At 43.6% G+C, this 15,769-nt stretch carries 15 protein-coding genes; 12 read left to right on the top strand and 3 right to left on the bottom strand.

Annotated features, from left to right (window positions below):
- Positions 1–15 precede the first annotated feature (15 nt).
- From fabG to ptsG, 9 genes are all read left to right on the top strand, one after another.
- Entirely contained in the window at positions 16–750 is a 735-nt protein-coding gene (fabG, locus tag OC443_RS13990) for a 3-oxoacyl-ACP reductase FabG (protein ID WP_073581690.1), read from the top strand.
- 225 nt (positions 751–975) lie between these two features.
- Entirely contained in the window at positions 976–1,209 is a 234-nt protein-coding gene (gene acpP / locus OC443_RS13985) for an acyl carrier protein (protein WP_073581537.1), read from the top strand.
- 93 nt (positions 1,210–1,302) lie between these two features.
- Positions 1,303–2,547, top strand: coding sequence for a beta-ketoacyl-ACP synthase II (fabF, locus tag OC443_RS13980; protein ID WP_073581692.1), 1,245 nt, complete (start codon positions 1,303–1,305; stop codon positions 2,545–2,547).
- A gap of 83 nt (positions 2,548–2,630) precedes the next feature.
- Positions 2,631–3,437: an aminodeoxychorismate lyase gene (pabC, locus tag OC443_RS13975; RefSeq protein WP_073581540.1), complete on the top strand. Its 807-nt coding sequence runs from the start codon at positions 2,631–2,633 to the stop codon at positions 3,435–3,437.
- Positions 3,431–4,444 (top strand): endolytic transglycosylase MltG, encoded by a 1,014-nt coding sequence (mltG, locus tag OC443_RS13970; protein WP_073581542.1) that lies wholly within the window; start codon positions 3,431–3,433, stop codon positions 4,442–4,444. The genes pabC and mltG overlap by 7 nt, the downstream gene beginning before the upstream one ends.
- Complete coding sequence (tmk, locus tag OC443_RS13965; protein ID WP_073581544.1) at positions 4,444–5,073, top strand: dTMP kinase; 630 nt, start codon at positions 4,444–4,446, stop codon at positions 5,071–5,073. Before mltG ends, tmk begins: the two co-directional genes overlap by 1 nt.
- Before the next feature lie 19 nt (positions 5,074–5,092).
- A complete protein-coding gene (locus OC443_RS13960) occupies positions 5,093–6,073 on the top strand; it encodes a DNA polymerase III subunit delta' C-terminal domain-containing protein (protein ID WP_073581546.1) in 981 nt (326 codons plus the stop codon).
- Positions 6,046–6,813, top strand: coding sequence for a TatD family hydrolase (locus OC443_RS13955; protein ID WP_073581548.1), 768 nt, complete (start codon positions 6,046–6,048; stop codon positions 6,811–6,813). Before OC443_RS13960 ends, OC443_RS13955 begins: the two co-directional genes overlap by 28 nt.
- Positions 6,814–7,265: 452 nt before the next feature.
- Complete coding sequence (ptsG, locus tag OC443_RS13950; RefSeq protein WP_073581550.1) at positions 7,266–8,696, top strand: PTS glucose transporter subunit IIBC; 1,431 nt, start codon at positions 7,266–7,268, stop codon at positions 8,694–8,696.
- 432 nt (positions 8,697–9,128) lie between these two features.
- On the opposite strand, the gene OC443_RS13945 is transcribed toward ptsG, so the two are convergent.
- Together OC443_RS13945 and OC443_RS13940 are read right to left on the bottom strand one after the other, a co-directional pair.
- Positions 9,129–9,227: a MetS family NSS transporter small subunit gene (locus OC443_RS13945; protein WP_143169274.1), complete on the bottom strand. Its 99-nt coding sequence runs from the start codon at positions 9,225–9,227 to the stop codon at positions 9,129–9,131.
- Between the two features lies 1 nt (position 9,228).
- Entirely contained in the window at positions 9,229–10,689 is a 1,461-nt protein-coding gene (locus OC443_RS13940; protein ID WP_073581552.1) for a sodium-dependent transporter, read from the bottom strand.
- Positions 10,690–11,324: 635 nt separating this feature from the next.
- Between OC443_RS13940 and cydH the strand changes: the two genes are divergently transcribed.
- Together cydH and OC443_RS13930 are read left to right on the top strand one after the other, a co-directional pair.
- The gene (gene cydH, locus OC443_RS13935) at positions 11,325–11,414 is read left to right on the top strand and encodes a cytochrome bd-I oxidase subunit CydH (RefSeq protein WP_143169275.1); all 90 of its coding nucleotides are present in this window, start codon (positions 11,325–11,327) and stop codon (positions 11,412–11,414) included.
- Positions 11,415–11,473: 59 nt separating this feature from the next.
- Entirely contained in the window at positions 11,474–12,607 is a 1,134-nt protein-coding gene (locus tag OC443_RS13930) for a patatin-like phospholipase family protein (RefSeq protein WP_073581554.1), read from the top strand.
- A 29-nt stretch (positions 12,608–12,636) separates the two neighbouring features.
- Here the strand turns inward: OC443_RS13930 and pyk are convergent, their stop codons facing one another.
- Positions 12,637–14,082 (bottom strand): pyruvate kinase, encoded by a 1,446-nt coding sequence (pyk, locus tag OC443_RS13925; RefSeq protein ID WP_073581556.1) that lies wholly within the window; start codon positions 14,080–14,082, stop codon positions 12,637–12,639.
- 300 nt (positions 14,083–14,382) lie between these two features.
- Between pyk and mlc the strand changes: the two genes are divergently transcribed.
- Positions 14,383–15,600: a sugar metabolism global transcriptional regulator Mlc gene (gene mlc, locus OC443_RS13920; protein WP_073581558.1), complete on the top strand. Its 1,218-nt coding sequence runs from the start codon at positions 14,383–14,385 to the stop codon at positions 15,598–15,600.
- Positions 15,601–15,769: the final 169 nt, after the last annotated feature.

Genomic DNA, 15,769 nt, shown 5'->3' with positions numbered 1-15,769 from the left:
AACATGAGTCATTTCATGAATCTGGAAGGTAAAATTACATTGGTGACCGGCGCAAGCCGGGGAATTGGCCGTGCAATTGCAGAATTGCTTGCTGAACGTGGCGCGATTGTCATTGGTACAGCAACAAGCCAAAGTGGCGCCGATGCAATCAGTCATTATCTCGGCGACAAAGGTAAAGGCTTTGTCCTGAATGTTACTGACCCTGATTCTGTTAATTCAGTTTTGAAAAGCATCAATGATGAATTTGGTGTAATTGATGTGTTAGTAAATAATGCCGGGATTACCCGTGATAACCTGCTGATGCGGATGAAAGATGAAGAATGGTTGGATATTATGGATACCAATCTGACTTCTGTCTTCCGTTTATCAAAAGCTGTATTACGCGGCATGATGAAAAAGCGTTGTGGACGAATTATCAATATTGGCTCAGTTGTCGGTAGCACCGGCAATGCCGGACAATCCAATTACTCGGCTGCAAAGTCAGGTGTCATCGGTTTTAGTAAATCTATGGCGCGGGAAGTCGCTTCCCGGGGTATTACGGTCAATACCGTTGCACCTGGATTTATTGAAACTGATATGACAAAAGCAATGAACGAAGAGCAAAGGGCTGTTACACTGGCACAAGTTCCGACCGGACGGTTAGGCTCTCCGGAAGAAATTGCTTCAGCTGTTGCGTTTCTGGCCTCATCTGAGGCAGCTTATATCACAGGGGAAACGCTGCATGTAAATGGTGGAATGTGTATGGTCTAGTGATGAAATAGAGTAAATTTTTATTTAGTTGACTAAACTGATAGTTATTTATTCATTTGTCATGAAAAGCGCAAGATTTGTGCATGATTTATATCAAACATGGTCTGAATTTCGGTTAAAATCGCAAAATTTGTGGTTTGACCAGCGATGACCCTCTTGCAACTTTCCCTAGTTCTAATAAACTACGGGACATCGCATTAAGCGAAATCTGTAAAGGAAAAGAAAATGAGCAACATCGAAGAACGCGTAAAGAAAATCATTGTTGAACAGCTAGGTGTGGACGAAGCAGAAGTCAGAAATGAAGCTTCTTTTGTTGAAGATCTTGGTGCCGATTCTCTTGATACTGTAGAGCTTGTTATGGCTCTGGAAGAGGAATTTGACACTGAAATTCCTGATGAAGAAGCAGAGAAGATCACTACTGTTCAAGCTGCAATCGACTACGTTAATAGCGCTCAGTAATCTATCTCTCCAGGCGGCTATCTGGCCGCCTGAGTTTTGAATTCTCTTCATATTTTTTCTTCTTCACAACTTTTCAATTCCGGAGATATGATTGTGTCCAAGCGTCGCGTTGTTGTTACTGGTATGGGGATGTTAACGCCGGTAGGCAACACAGTAGAGTCTTCCTGGAAAGCCTTACTTGCAGGTCAAAGCGGTATTGTTGACATTGAACATTTTGATACAACAGGCTTTTCAACTCGTTTTGCAGGATTGGTTAAAGGTTTCAACTGCGAAGATTATATATCAAAGAAAGATGCCCGTAAGATGGATCTGTTTATCCAGTATGGTGTAGTTGCTGGTATACAGGCATTAGACGATTCTGGTCTTGTCATCACTGAAGAAAATGCACCGCGGGTCGGTGTTGCAATTGGTTCAGGCATTGGTGGTCTTGATTTAATTGAAAATGGTCATCAAGCCCTTGTTGATAAAGGCCCCCGTAAAGTTAGTCCTTTTTTTGTGCCTTCAACAATAGTTAATATGGTTTCAGGCAATTTGTCGATCATGAAAGGATTACGGGGTCCGAATATTGCTATTTCAACGGCTTGTACAACAGGCCTGCACAATATTGGCCATGCCGCCCGCATGATCGCTTACGGCGATGCAGATGCGATGGTGGCTGGTGGTGCCGAGAAAGCTTCAACGCCATTGGGTATTGCTGGTTTTGGTGCTGCAAAAGCATTGTCAAACCGTAACGATGAGCCTCAAAAGGCGTCCCGTCCATGGGATAAGGGCCGTGATGGCTTTGTTCTGGGTGATGGTGCTGGCATGATGGTGCTTGAAGAATATGAGCATGCCAAAGCCCGGGGCGCTAAAATTTACGCAGAACTAGTTGGTTTTGGTATGTCTGGTGATGCTTACCATATGACAGCACCCAGCGAAGATGGTTCTGGTGGTGCTCTGGCTATGGAAGCTGCAATGCGTGATGCTGGTATCAATGGTACACAGATTGGTTACATTAACGCACATGGCACATCAACTCCAACGGGTGATATCGCTGAATTAAAAGGCGTTAAACGTGCTTTAGGCGACGAAGGTGCTGAACAAGTCCTTGTTTCTTCTACTAAGTCAATGACTGGTCATTTGCTGGGAGCTGCTGGTTCTGTCGAAGCTATCGTCACTGTGATGACTTTGGTAGACCAAATAGTTCCGCCAACAATCAACCTTGATGATCCTGAAGACAGCTTTGGTATTGATTTAGTACCTCATACTGCCCGTAAGGTATCTGATATGGAATATGCAGTTTGTAACTCTTTTGGATTTGGTGGTACGAATGGATCACTGATTTTCAAAAAGATCTGATGACTGATACAGTCAAAGTATGATGAATAGATACGGCTTAGTGCATCGCATTGAGCCGTTTTTTTTAACAAATGGTGAGATACATGATTCTCATTGATGGAATATCAACAGATTATGTTCCGGCTGATGACCGTTCATATCAGTATGGTGATGGGTGCTTTTCGACCCTCCTCACCTTGAATGGCCAGGTTCAGTACTGGGAATACCACCGCCAGCGATTAGAATCCTGCCTGAAAGCATTACATATCCCTTGTCCTGACTGGAATCAGCTCCATGACTGGATGTGTCGGGTTATCAGATCCGATGCAAAAGCCGGAATAAAAATCCATATCAGTCGTGGGAGTGGCGGCAGGGGATATGGTCCTCCTGAAGAAACAACACCAAGAGTAATGATTTCTGATTTTACTTATCCTGATTATTATAATGACTTAATCGCAAATGGTATTACGCTTGGTGTTTGTGAGCAAAGGCTGGGTTTAACCCCCCTTCTTGCCGGGCATAAGCACAATAACCGTCTTGAGCAGATCCTTTTAAAAAAAGAAGTGTCTCAGCTTGGATATATTGACGGTGTTGTGTTAGATATTCATCATCATGTGATAGAAACGACAATGGCAAACCTGTTCTGGATAACCAACGGACAAATTTTTACTCCGGCACTTGATCAGGCTGGTGTTGCTGGCGTTATTCGCCGGGTTGTTTCAACATTGGCACAGGAAGAAGGATGGAGTGTATCTGAAGGACATTATTCTTTAGAAAAGTTGTTGTCTGCAGATGAAGTATTTATAACCAATTCTGTGTTAGGTGTTGCCCCTGTTACCCGAATCAGAGCGTCCGAATATCATATTGGTGTAATAACCAGAGAGATTCAGAAGAGAGTGAATGTGTGTTAAAAAAGATAAGTCTTAGTTGTGGCTTGATAGCCGTACTTATTTGGGGATGTTATTCGTTACTGAATCAAAAAGTTGACGCTTACCTGTCTCAGCCGTTGAATGTTTCCGGGACCGAATTATTTTCAGTGAAGTGGGGACAGTCACTCAGAGCTTTATTAGTTGTATTTCAACAACAGCATTGGTTAGATGATGCCATAGGCAGTCATTTCATTCACCGTTTTTATCCTGAATTTACCCAAATAAAAGCAGGGACTTACCAAGTTCAATCCGGAGAATCTCTAAGAACAGTCTTGTCCCGTTTTGTTGCCGGGGATGAATTCCAGTTCTCAATTACGATGATTGAGGGAAGCCGCTTTAAGGACTGGCTGGAAAAACTCTCGGCAGAAAAAAAACTTAAGCACACGCTGACAGGCTTAACGGAAGCTGAAATTGCCCAAAAGTTATCAATTCCTCATAAAAAACTGGAAGGTTTATTCTTGGCTGAAACTTATCATTTTACTGAGGGAACCAGTGATTTAGATATTTTACAACGTGCTCATACAAAGCTGAATCAGGTTTTGGAAAATGCATGGCAACATAAAGCGGAAAATTTACCTTTTCAGTCCCCGTATGAGGCGTTAATTCTTGCATCGATCATTGAAAAAGAAACATCCGTGGATGGCGAAAGAAAGCGTATTGCGTCCGTTTTTGTGAACCGGCTGAATAAGAAAATGCGTTTGCAAACTGATCCAACCGTGATTTACGGAATGGGGGACACATATGATGGCAATATCAGGAAGAAAGACTTAAGAACCCCGACACCATACAATACTTATGTGATTCGTGGCTTACCGCCTACACCGATTGCCATGGTTGGTGTTGCTTCTCTGGAAGCAGTGATGAACCCGGCAGTCACAAACTATCTTTACTTTGTTGCCAGTGGCCGGGGCGGACATGTGTTCTCAAAATCGTTATCCGAGCATAATCGTGCTGTACGTAATTACCTTAAACAGTTAAGAAAGAAATAATGAAAGCTAAATTTATTGTTGTCGAAGGATTAGAAGGAGCCGGTAAAACTACCGCAATTCAAACGGTTATTGATTTTCTGAAAGAATCAGGCGTAACGTCAATGACTCAGACAAGAGAGCCGGGAGGAACACCAATCGCTGAGCAATTGCGTGCAATTTTTAAGCAAGAGCATGATAATGAAGCTCTTCAGGATATGTCGGAACTGTTTTTAATCTATGCTGCAAGAGTGCAGTTGGTTGAAAATGTGATAAAACCATCTTTACTCAATGGCACCTGGGTGGTTGGTGACAGGCATGATTTATCAGCTCAGGCGTATCAGGGCGGTGGCCGGGGAATTGATAAAAATACTCTTGCTCAGTTAAAACAGATAGCGTTGAAAGATTTCGCGCCAGATTTGACCCTGTATCTGGATATTGATCCAAAATTAGGTCTTGAACGTGCCCGGGGACGTGGTGAGTTAGACCGGATTGAAAAGATGGACCTCAACTTCTTTGAGCGAACCCGCGAGTGTTATATGGATTTTGCCCGGAGTGATGAACGTATCAGGACGATTCAAGCCGGTCAGCCGTTGGATAAAGTTCAGGCTGATATCCGGCGTGAACTGGCGGACTGGTTTTCTTCTCTTTAGATAAATAAGGGAGCTGACGTTGAGTGTATTATACCCCTGGTTCAGAGACACCTGGGAGCAGTGGAATTTTTCCCGGGAGAGCAATTTACTTTCTCTGGCTTCACTATTGGTTGTGAAAGAAGGCATGGGTGAAGATGATTTTGTTCATTCCTTAGCTATGTCATTACTGTGTACCGGAGAACAAAAACCATGTGGACACTGTCATAGTTGTCAGTTGATGGAGAAAAAAGTTCACCCTGATTTTCATATCATCGAACCGGAAAAAACCGGAAAGCAAATCACTGTTGATCAGATTCGTCAGATGAACCAGCTTGCTCAGGAGTCATCCCAGTTTGCAGGGGACAGAGTGATGGTGATTCGCCCCGCAGATCAGTTGAATCAGTCAGCAGGGAATGCACTTCTTAAAACGCTGGAAGATTCTTCTGAACAATGCCGGTTTATTTTGCTGACTGCGCATGTCGACCGTATGCTGCCGACCATATTAAGCCGCTGCCGTCGTTTGGTGGTACAACAGCCCTCTCATCAGGATATTGCTCAATGGTTATATGAAGAAACCACTCAGCATGTGCCCTCATATGTTCTGACAATGAATGGTTTTGCGCCTTTGCGGGTGCTTGAGTTTATTCGTCATGATCGTCTCAGCGATTATCAATTGCTGGCCGGGCAGTTTTGCCAGTTTCTTGAAGAGCCATTACGTCATGCATCCTCATTAACAAAACTGATTGAAAAATCTCCGGCAGAGAATTTGACCTGGTTATGGTACTTACTTGCAGATTCTCAAAAGTGCCAGTTTCAGCTAAAAGATGAATCATTTTTACCTGAGAGTGTTATGATTGCTCAAAAAGCTTCTTATGAATTGCTTTATCAGCAATTTCAATTATTGTCTGCTTTACTGAAGCAGGTGACAGTACAGAGCAGCTTAAATTCTGAGCTGCTAATTTTAGATTGGTTACTAAAATTTGATGAGGTTTCATGTTCGTCGACTCCCACTGCCATATAGATAAACTTGACTATGAGAATGTACATCAGAATGTTGCGGATGTGCTTAACAAAGCCAAAGCTGCTGGCGTTGAGCAGTTGTTGTCAGTTGGTGTCACTTTAGATTCGTTTCCGGATATGCTGGACATGATAACACCTTTTGAATTTGTCCATGCTTCTTGTGGTGTTCACCCTTTAGATGTCGAAAGTGACTTTGCCCTGGATACTTTTTGTGAATATGTTCAGCATCCCAGAGTTGTAGCCGTCGGAGAAACAGGGCTTGATTATCACTATCAGCCAGAAACGGCAGAGCTGCAAAAATTCAGGTTTGTACAACAGATTGAAGTTGCTGTTGAAGTCAATAAGCCGTTAATTATACATACCCGAAATGCAAGAGAAGACACGTTAGCCCTGTTAAGGAATGGGGGGGCTGATCGATGCGGAGGCGTGATTCACTGCTTTACTGAGGACATGGCTTTTGCTCAGGCTGCGATGGATTTAGGATTTTATATCTCGATTTCCGGGATCGTGACTTTTCGTCAGGCGACAGAACTAAAAGAAGTTGTCAAAGCACTGCCTCTGGAACGCCTGCTCATTGAGACGGACTCGCCCTACCTTGCGCCTGTCCCCCATCGTGGCAAAGAAAACCAACCTGCTTATGTATCAGAGGTTGCCAGCTATATAGCCCGCCTTAAAGGGATTGATGTGTCTGAGGTTGCGCATCACACCTCACAGAATTTTGCGAATCTTTTTTTTCTATGATAAATAAGTTTATTCTTTAAATTGTCAGTTTGATCCAAAATATAACTTTGAATTAATTCGAAGCGAAAAAAATAGGATCAGGTGAAGATTTTTTATTGATTCTGTCAACAAAAATCAGATAAAAGTTAATTTACATGGAAAATTAACTTTTATTGTTGATTTATTTCCGATGAAAAATTAGATCCAGTATTTGATAAATGATTATAGATCAAATAATTAATGCTATTTCTGTCTGTTTTTTATACGTGTTTTGATTGTGATCTACCTATTACTTTGAAACTAAAGTTGTTAACGATATAGAAAGTTTGAGAGCCATCAATATATATTTAGAGCTGGAAAATATAATGCCAAATGTGGCTATATTCCACGGAAGCCAAAAAAAACAGCGACGGGGGTGGCTGTAGCGTTTCCGAAACAAATAAAACATATAAACTTAATCAGGAGCATAAAATATGTCTAAGAGCCTTTTTGCTGAACTGCAAAAAGTAGGTAAATCGCTGATGCTTCCCGTATCAGTTTTACCTGTTGCAGGGATCTTACTCGGGGTCGGTGCCGCTAATTTCAGCTGGTTACCGGAAGTTGTATCTAATTTGATGGCGCAAGCTGGTGGTTCGGTCTTCGGACAGATGGCACTTCTTTTTGCTGTCGGTGTCGCGCTGGGTTTCACAAATAACGACGGTGTATCAGGTTTATCGGCGATCGTCGGTTACGGCATCATGGTGGCAACACTGAAAGTTATGGCGAAAGTCATGGGTGTTGATGGAATTGAAACCGGGGTTCTGGGGGGCATTCTTGCTGGTGCTGTTGCTGCCTGGGCATTCAACCGGTTCTATAAAATTCAGTTGCCTGATTATCTGGGCTTCTTCGCTGGTAAGCGTGCTGTGCCAATCATCACCGGTTTTCTGGCGATTATCCTTGGTGTGATTTTGTCATTTATCTGGCCGCCAATTGGTTCAGCGATTGCAGCATTCTCTGATTGGGCTGCACATCAGAATCCGGTATTAGCATTTGGTATTTATGGTGTTGTTGAACGTTCTCTTATCCCATTTGGTCTTCACCATATCTGGAACGTCCCATTCTTCTATGAAGCGGGTACATGTACAAATGCTGCTGGTGAAGTTGTTCACGGCATTATGACTTGCTTCCTGACCGCTGATGATGCATCCCGTTTAGCCGGGAATGGTTTTGGTCAGCTTGCCGGTGGTTATCTGTTTAAAATGTTTGGTCTGCCTGCCGCTGCTTTTGCAATTGCTCACAGCGCAAAACCAGAAAACCGTGCAAAAATCATGGGTATTATGGCTTCAGCTGCCTTGACTTCATTCCTGACTGGTATCACTGAGCCAATTGAATTCTCATTCCTGTTCATTTCTCCGCTGTTGTATGGAATTCACGCTCTGCTTGCTGGTTTAGCTTACGTACTGACAAACTCTCTGGGAGTTGTTCACGGCCATACATTCTCAAATGGTTTCATCGATTTCGTGGTCCAGGCACCTCACGCACAGAAAATGTTGTTGTTAGTTGGTTTAGGTGCGGTTTACGCGGTGATTTACTACGTTGTATTTACAGTGGTTATCCGTGCTCTGGATATTAAAACGCCAGGCCGTGAAGATGAAACGGTTGAAGAGGTTCAATCATCTGACTCTGAAATGGCAGAATCATTGGTCGCAGCATTCGGTGGCAGAGACAACATTACCAACCTGGATGCATGTATCACTCGTCTGCGTGTTTCTGTGAAAGAAACTGAAAACGTTGATCAGGACAGGCTGAAAGCATTGGGTGCTGCAGGTGTTGTTGTGGTGCAGGGCGGTGTTCAGGCTATTTTCGGTACACGTTCTGATGTGTTAAGAACTGAAATGGACGAATGGATGCGTAATACGCATTAAGTCTGGTTGAGCTATTACCGGTGAGTTATTTCTGAATATTAATACTTACCCGATAGTTGAAATTAAAACCCCTGAGTCTCTGGCTCAGGGGTTTTTTACATTCAGTTTTCGCTCTGATTCTGAGTCATCTTCAATGTATCCTGACACAAGCCGTTCGTGTGAATGAGGTATATTTTATTGAAGTGTTGGGCATCAGGATAAAAGTCAGAATGCTCAAATACCAACGCGCATGATCACGTTGAAAGGATAGACTTAGCAGGAATAGCTGAGAGGGAACAGGCAGGCGCAGTTCAGGGAAAGTAAATGGATGAGTGTGTGTTTCTGCCAGACCCGGGGGGTGTTACACGGGCTACTTTGGTAGTTTATGGGTATAAAAATGCCGGTGATATTATCATCACCGGCATTGCGCAAGTCTATATGAGTCAGCAGGATTTAATCACGCTTACTCATCGCTTTCCTGATACAGATAGCGGCACCGCCCCAGGTGAGTCCCAGGCCGAGAATCATCATAAAGATTGCACTGGCATCCATATTAAGCCTCCTGTTTTTTGCTGCTGAGATTGATTGATACGCCGACAGCAAGCAATGCTGCAATCAGTATCCAACCAATTGTCAGGTCATAACCACCATAACCCTCAGTAAATAATGTTTTCAGTTTAGTTACCAGAATGATAGCCAGAATCACAGGTGTGATGAACTTCAGACTAATATCGAACCACTCTTTCACTGAAAAATCAGATACTGAATTGACATACTGGCGGACATCCGCAATTTTAAACAGCCAGGTCATAACCACGATTTCTACAAAACAACCCACCATAATGCCGATGTTATTCGCAAAGTGATCGACCAGATCTAACAGCAGTAAACCACCATTGGTGACAAATGCCATCGAGACAATAAAGCTGATACCAATTACAACGCTGGCGGCCTTATTCCGTCTCCATTTCGTTTTATCAATGACAGCTGAAGTCACAGCTTCCATGATCGAAATATGAGAGCTCAGACCGGCAATCACTAAAGCAAAGAACAGAACCGGGCCAAGAATATAAGGCGCAGGCAACAGGTTAATTGCTGTCGGCAATGTCACGAAAGCGAGTCCGACACCAGCAGAAACAACTTCTGTTAACGGCTTGCTCTGAGCTTCTGCCATATAGCCAAGCACTGAGAAAATCATGATGCCGGCCAGGATAGAGAAACCACAGTTAATCAGAACCGTCATAAAGGCATTATTGGTAATATCAGATTTCTCCGGAAGGTAACTTGAATAAGCCAGCATGATGGCAAAACCGATACTCAGGGTGAAGAATATCTGCCCATACGCTGCCGCCCAGACTTTCACATCCCAAATCTTGCTGAAGTCAGGCTTGAACATATAGTTGATACCATCCAGCGCACCTGGCAGTACGACCATTCTGGCAATCAGCATCAAGACCATGAAGAAGAGGATTGGCATCATGATTTTTGAGGCTCTTTCAATACCTGACTTCACACCACTGACGATGGCGACATAAGTGATTAACCATGCGATAGTGACTGTCAGTGCGATTCCCCAGCGGATACCGCCTAAATTTGTCGGAGAGTTATCACCCAGCCCTAAATATTCACTAAAGAAATAGCTGTTTGGATCGCTGCCCCAGCCCTGTGTAAATGACAGGCCAAAGTAGGAAATTGCCCAACCAATTACAGCGACATAATAGACCCCGATAACGGCGGCAACACCGACCTGAAACCAGCCAAGCCATTCAAATTTAGAATGGATCCGGGATAAAGTTTTTGGTGCAGAGCCCCGGTAACGTTGTCCCATACTGAATTCTAAAATCATGAATGGTATACCGGCAGTCAGCATGGCAAAAATGTAAGGGATAAAAAATGCGCCGCCACCGTTTTCATAGGCCATATACGGAAAACGCCAGATGTTGCCTAACCCAATTGCAGAACCAACGGCTGCTAATATGAACCCGGCACGAGATCCCCATTGTTCTCGCTTCATTAGATACTCCTTTCCTGAATTATCTGAGAGATGTTATTTCATCCATGTCGTTAATAATTATAGTGTAATTACATGAGGGATGTGTTGAATACACATAACTTCATGTAAGTCACATAGGGTAGTATTTGGAATTATATATTTTAACGATCTTGTATCTCAGAATATTATTCTATTTGTTGTGATGTGTGTTTGCGCTAGTTGAAATCTATAACTACGCATGACTCAGAGGTTACATACATCCAAATAAAAAGGCAATAGATTGTAAATATAATGTAGATATATTGTTTTAGTGATAAGTTCTTATATTTTATTATTTTGTAAATGATTATTTTGATGATTTAGCTTTTGTCTGGGTTTTTTGAGTGGATTTTTTTACTTAATTACAATTAAAAACTACAGTATTTTTCAGTCTCATCCTCTGTTTTCTTTCCCGGTATCAGAAGATTTCCCGGTTGCTCAGGCGGGCAGAGAGGCTCTTTAACACAGTTTGCCGCGCCATGATGATATCAGGAAAGCGACTTGGGTATATAATAAACAAGATCTACCTCTTTTTTCCGTCGGAAAACAATAGACAAACGGGATTCTGAGCTGACATCATCATTTGTCTGAATACATTTTATTTACCGGAGATCGTTATGGAACTTGATTTAAAGTATGCACTGGTCATTACTGTTGTTGTCTTTGCGGTTTTAATTGCTTACGGAATTATTGTTCTGGCGCATTAATGTGTCTGCGCAGGCAAATATAGCAGCTAAGATAATTTCACCGTGTTTATTGTGAGCTCATGGCGGGAAATGTCAGAGTAGTCTCTGAGCGGTGTACTCTCGGAGACTATGACCAATTATCAAAATATATCAGTGGTAAAAATGCTTTAGTCTTACAAGGTGGTGGTCAGAAAAGTATTTTTACTGCGGGTGTGCTTGATGCCTTCAATTTATCAAATTTTGATCCCTTTCAGTCCTATTACGGCACTTCTGCCGGTGCGTTGAACCTGTGTGCATTTTTGTGTCGCCAGTGTGGGTTGGGGAAGTCTTTTATTACCGATCTGACCACACAAAATGATTTTTTTCATTTGTTCGCTTATATCCGGAAAAAACAATATCTCGATTTGTCCTGGGCTTTAGACCGGATCATGGATTTTCCTTACCGCCTTGATGTGGATATGGGAAGAAGAACACTGGCGAAAAAGAAAGCGTATGCAGCCGTAACACAGGTACATACGCTGAAAGATATTTACCTGCCGCTGTTGGAATCAGACTGGAAGGACGTGTTACTGGCGAGCTGTGCGATTCCGGCGCTTTGTGAACAGCCTGTCGAAGTCAGGAGTCAACCCTTCGCCGATGGCGGGATTTCAGCATCAATTCCGGTTCAGGAAGCCTGGCGTCAGGGAGCGCGTTTTATCGCCGTGATTCGTACAGAAAGCCCCGATACTTCTTCCGTTGTTCTCTCTCAGCAGAATGGAGAGAATGGTGTGGCCGGATTTAAACAGCCATTGGATTATGTGCAAAATCAGTGGCAGCAATTGTCTGAACAGTGGCGGAGTTCTTTGAAAAAGAAAATGTCTGCACAGACCAAAATCTCACCAGCGGGTGTTCTCAATGGTGGACGGTGGTTATTTGGGGCAGATAACCTGTTCCGGCTCAGTGACCTGCTCGGAAGAAAGTTTGATTCCCGTCTGGCGGATATGCTGATGATTCACTTTCAAACCTATGAACTGACGCTCAAATTTCTGGCAACGCCGCCGGATGATGTGTTCATTATTCAGATTGCTCCCTCTGAAACATTGCGCTCAGGTCCGTTGCTGAGTAAGAAAGATGATTTATTACATGATTATGCACTCGGACTTGAAGCCGGGTATAACTTCATTGAAAGCTGGGAGTCTGCCAGAAGTGTGTTACAGCAAGGGTCACTGGTATAAACAGAAGGCAGTGACCCTGCCGGGGGAAATCAGAAGACCGGTAAGATTCTCAGACAGTTGGTTGTGCCTTCCACGCCCATCATGTCGCCCTGGGCAATAATCACAATATCACCGAAATCGAGAAGTTTTTTCTCTTTCAGCATCTGTAATGCTTCAAGCGCAGCGTCATAACTGGATTCCTGCTTCGAATCAAAATAGTGAGCAGTTACTCCCCGGTAAAGTGCACAACGATTGAGCGTTGTTTCGTTTCTGGAGAGAGCAAAAATAGGCAGTTCAGAGTTAAGTCTTGACGTCATCAATGCTGTACGTCCGGATTCGGTAAGCGTCACAATGGCCTTGATTCCTTCCATATGGTTTGCTGCATAAACAGCAGACATTGATACCGTTTCTCCGGCGGTGGCGAAACTGCCGTTGAGACGGTAGTTCTGTGTATTCACGGACATCATTTTTTCGGCGCCAAGACAAACATTAGCCATTGATTTGACCGTTTCTATCGGATACTTGCCGACAGCAGTTTCACCTGAGAGCATAACGGCATCTGTCCCATCAATCACTGCATTGGCAACATCCATGACTTCAGCCCGGGTTGGCATTGGATTTTCGATCATGGATTCCATCATCTGCGTAGCCGTAATAATGACCCGGTTTAAGGCTCTGGCCCGCTGAATTAGTTTTTTCTGTACACCCACCAGTTCCGGATCCCCGATTTCTACCCCCAGATCACCCCGGGCAACCATGATGGCATCAGAAGCCATGATGATATCATCGATATTGGTATCAGATGAGACGGTTTCTGCCCGCTCGACTTTTGCAACCAGCTTGGTATTCATCCCGGCATCTCTGGAAAGTCGCCTGGCGTATTCCATATCTTCGCCATTGCGGGGAAAAGAAACGGCCAGATAGTCAACTTCGAGTTCAGCTGCCAGCAAAATATCCTGTTTATCTTTTTCTGTCAGGGCCTGCGCAGAAAGTCCGCCTCCTTTACGGTTAATCCCTTTATTGTTGGATAAATCCCCGCCAACGGTCACCGTGGTAAAGATTTTATTGTCATCGACCATCAACACCTGCAGCTGTATTCTGCCATCATCCAGTAAAAGGATATCATCTCTGTGAACATCATCCGGCAGCTGTTTATAATCAATACCAACGGCCTCCTGTGTTCCTGCTCCGGGAGGCAGTTCTGCATCCAGAGTGAAACGATCGCCGACATTCAGTGTGATTTTTCCCTCCTCAAATGTCGATACTCTGATTTTCGGGCCTTGTAAATCACCGAGTATGGCAACATTAAGATTATGCTTTGCTGCGATTTCACGTATTTTTCTGGTTCTTTGCTTATGCGCTTCAGCAGTGCCATGCGAGAAGTTCATACGTACGACATTGACACCTGTCAGAATGAGTTCTTCAAGCACACTGTCCTGATCAGTTGAAGGGCCCAGCGTTGTTACAATTTTGGTCTTTCGCACTATCTTCGTCATGCTATGCTCCTGAATTACGATAATGGGATGAGCACAATTAAGTATATGAGAGAACCTGAAAAATGCCGGATTAATCTGTTTGATTGACTTTCTTTTTCTCCTGATTAGAATTTTTCGATTTATTCGCTGTAAAAACCATCAGGAAAGGCCTGAAGCTATTCAAGTCAGGAATGATCATTTGACTTCTGACACAAACTTCAATGAATCTGCGTGATGCTTGTCACGCTCATATGTTAAAGCGCTTCACAATTTCTTTGCAAAGTAAAAAAATTAGCATGTTGTTGATTTTGGGAGTGCACCATGTATATGGCTCAGCCAGGCCACATTGATCATATAAAGCAGATTAATGCGGGACGTGTTTATAAGCTGATTGATCAAAAAGGTCCGATATCCCGGATTGATTTATCGAAAGAAAGTGAACTCGCGCCAGCGAGTATTACCAAAATTACCCGGGAGTTGATTGATGCGCAACTGATTCATGAAACAACAGTTCAGGAAGCGATTAGTCGTGGTCGTCCTGCTGTTGGTCTGCAAACCAGAAATCAGGGGTGGCAATTTTTATCGATGCGTCTCGGGCGGGGGTATTTAACCATCGCTCTGCATGAGTTGGGCGGTGATGTTCTGATTGACACCAAGATAGATATCCATGAAATCGATCAGGATGATTTACTTGCACGGCTGTTACATGAAATAGAAGAATTTTTCCTGACCTATATCTCGCAGATTGAGCGGATTACCAGTATCGCCCTGACACTGCCGGGGCTTGTGGATGCTGAGCGCGGCGTGGTGCTTGAAATGCCACATTACAATGTCCGTAACTTTGAACTGAGTTCTGAAATTTACCGTGTGACCCGGATTCCGGTCTTTATTGCCAATGACACCCGTGCCTGGGCGCTGGCTGAAAAGCTTTTTGGTCACTCTCAGGAGAATAATAACTCGGTCCTGATTTCAATTCATAACGGACTGAGTGCTGGTGTGATTGTGAATGGCCGCGTTTTGCAGGGCAGGCTGGGACATATCGGAGATTTAGGCCACATCCAGATTAATCCCAGTGGTTTACCATGCCATTGTGGTCACCGGGGGTGTCTTGAAACGGTTGCCAGCTCTCATGCGCTCCGCAAGCAGGTGCTTGCCCGGATAGAGCAGGGGGCTCAGTCGTCTCTGAATTCGCTGGAAGATATTTCGATTGAAGATATTTGTATGGCCGCATCGGACGGTGATCCGTTGGCCTGTGAAGTTATGGAACAGCTTGGGAGTTACCTCGGGCAGGCTATTGCCATCGTGATTAATATTTTCAATCCGGAAAAGGTTTTACTGGGTGGCATTATTAACCTGGCAAAAGACGTTTTATATCCATCGATGTTTGAATGTATTGAGGCGCAAACGCATCCTATGTACTGGAAACAGGTCCGGATTATGGAATCCCGTTTTTATAAACAATCAACCATGCCGGGGGCTGCCTTAATTAAGCAGGCACTTTATGATGGCAGTTTACTGATGGCCATCGTTGATCGCTGAATCAGGTATATTGAGTCATTGACTGTTTTTATTTCATCGTTTTCTGGAGCAGCCGGATATCGTCTGTCTTATGCTGCATTTTCTGGTTGCCTGAGTATAAAAGATAATGTTATACACCAAATATACTGATCATTGCATGTTATGCTGCGCTGGGTATATGTAGGATGAA

Source organism: Vibrio quintilis (genome assembly GCF_024529975.1).
GTDB classification, from domain to species: domain Bacteria; phylum Pseudomonadota; class Gammaproteobacteria; order Enterobacterales; family Vibrionaceae; genus Vibrio; species Vibrio quintilis.
Note: the sequence above shows the minus strand (reverse complement) of the source record. Positions and strands in the feature narration are given on the sequence as shown.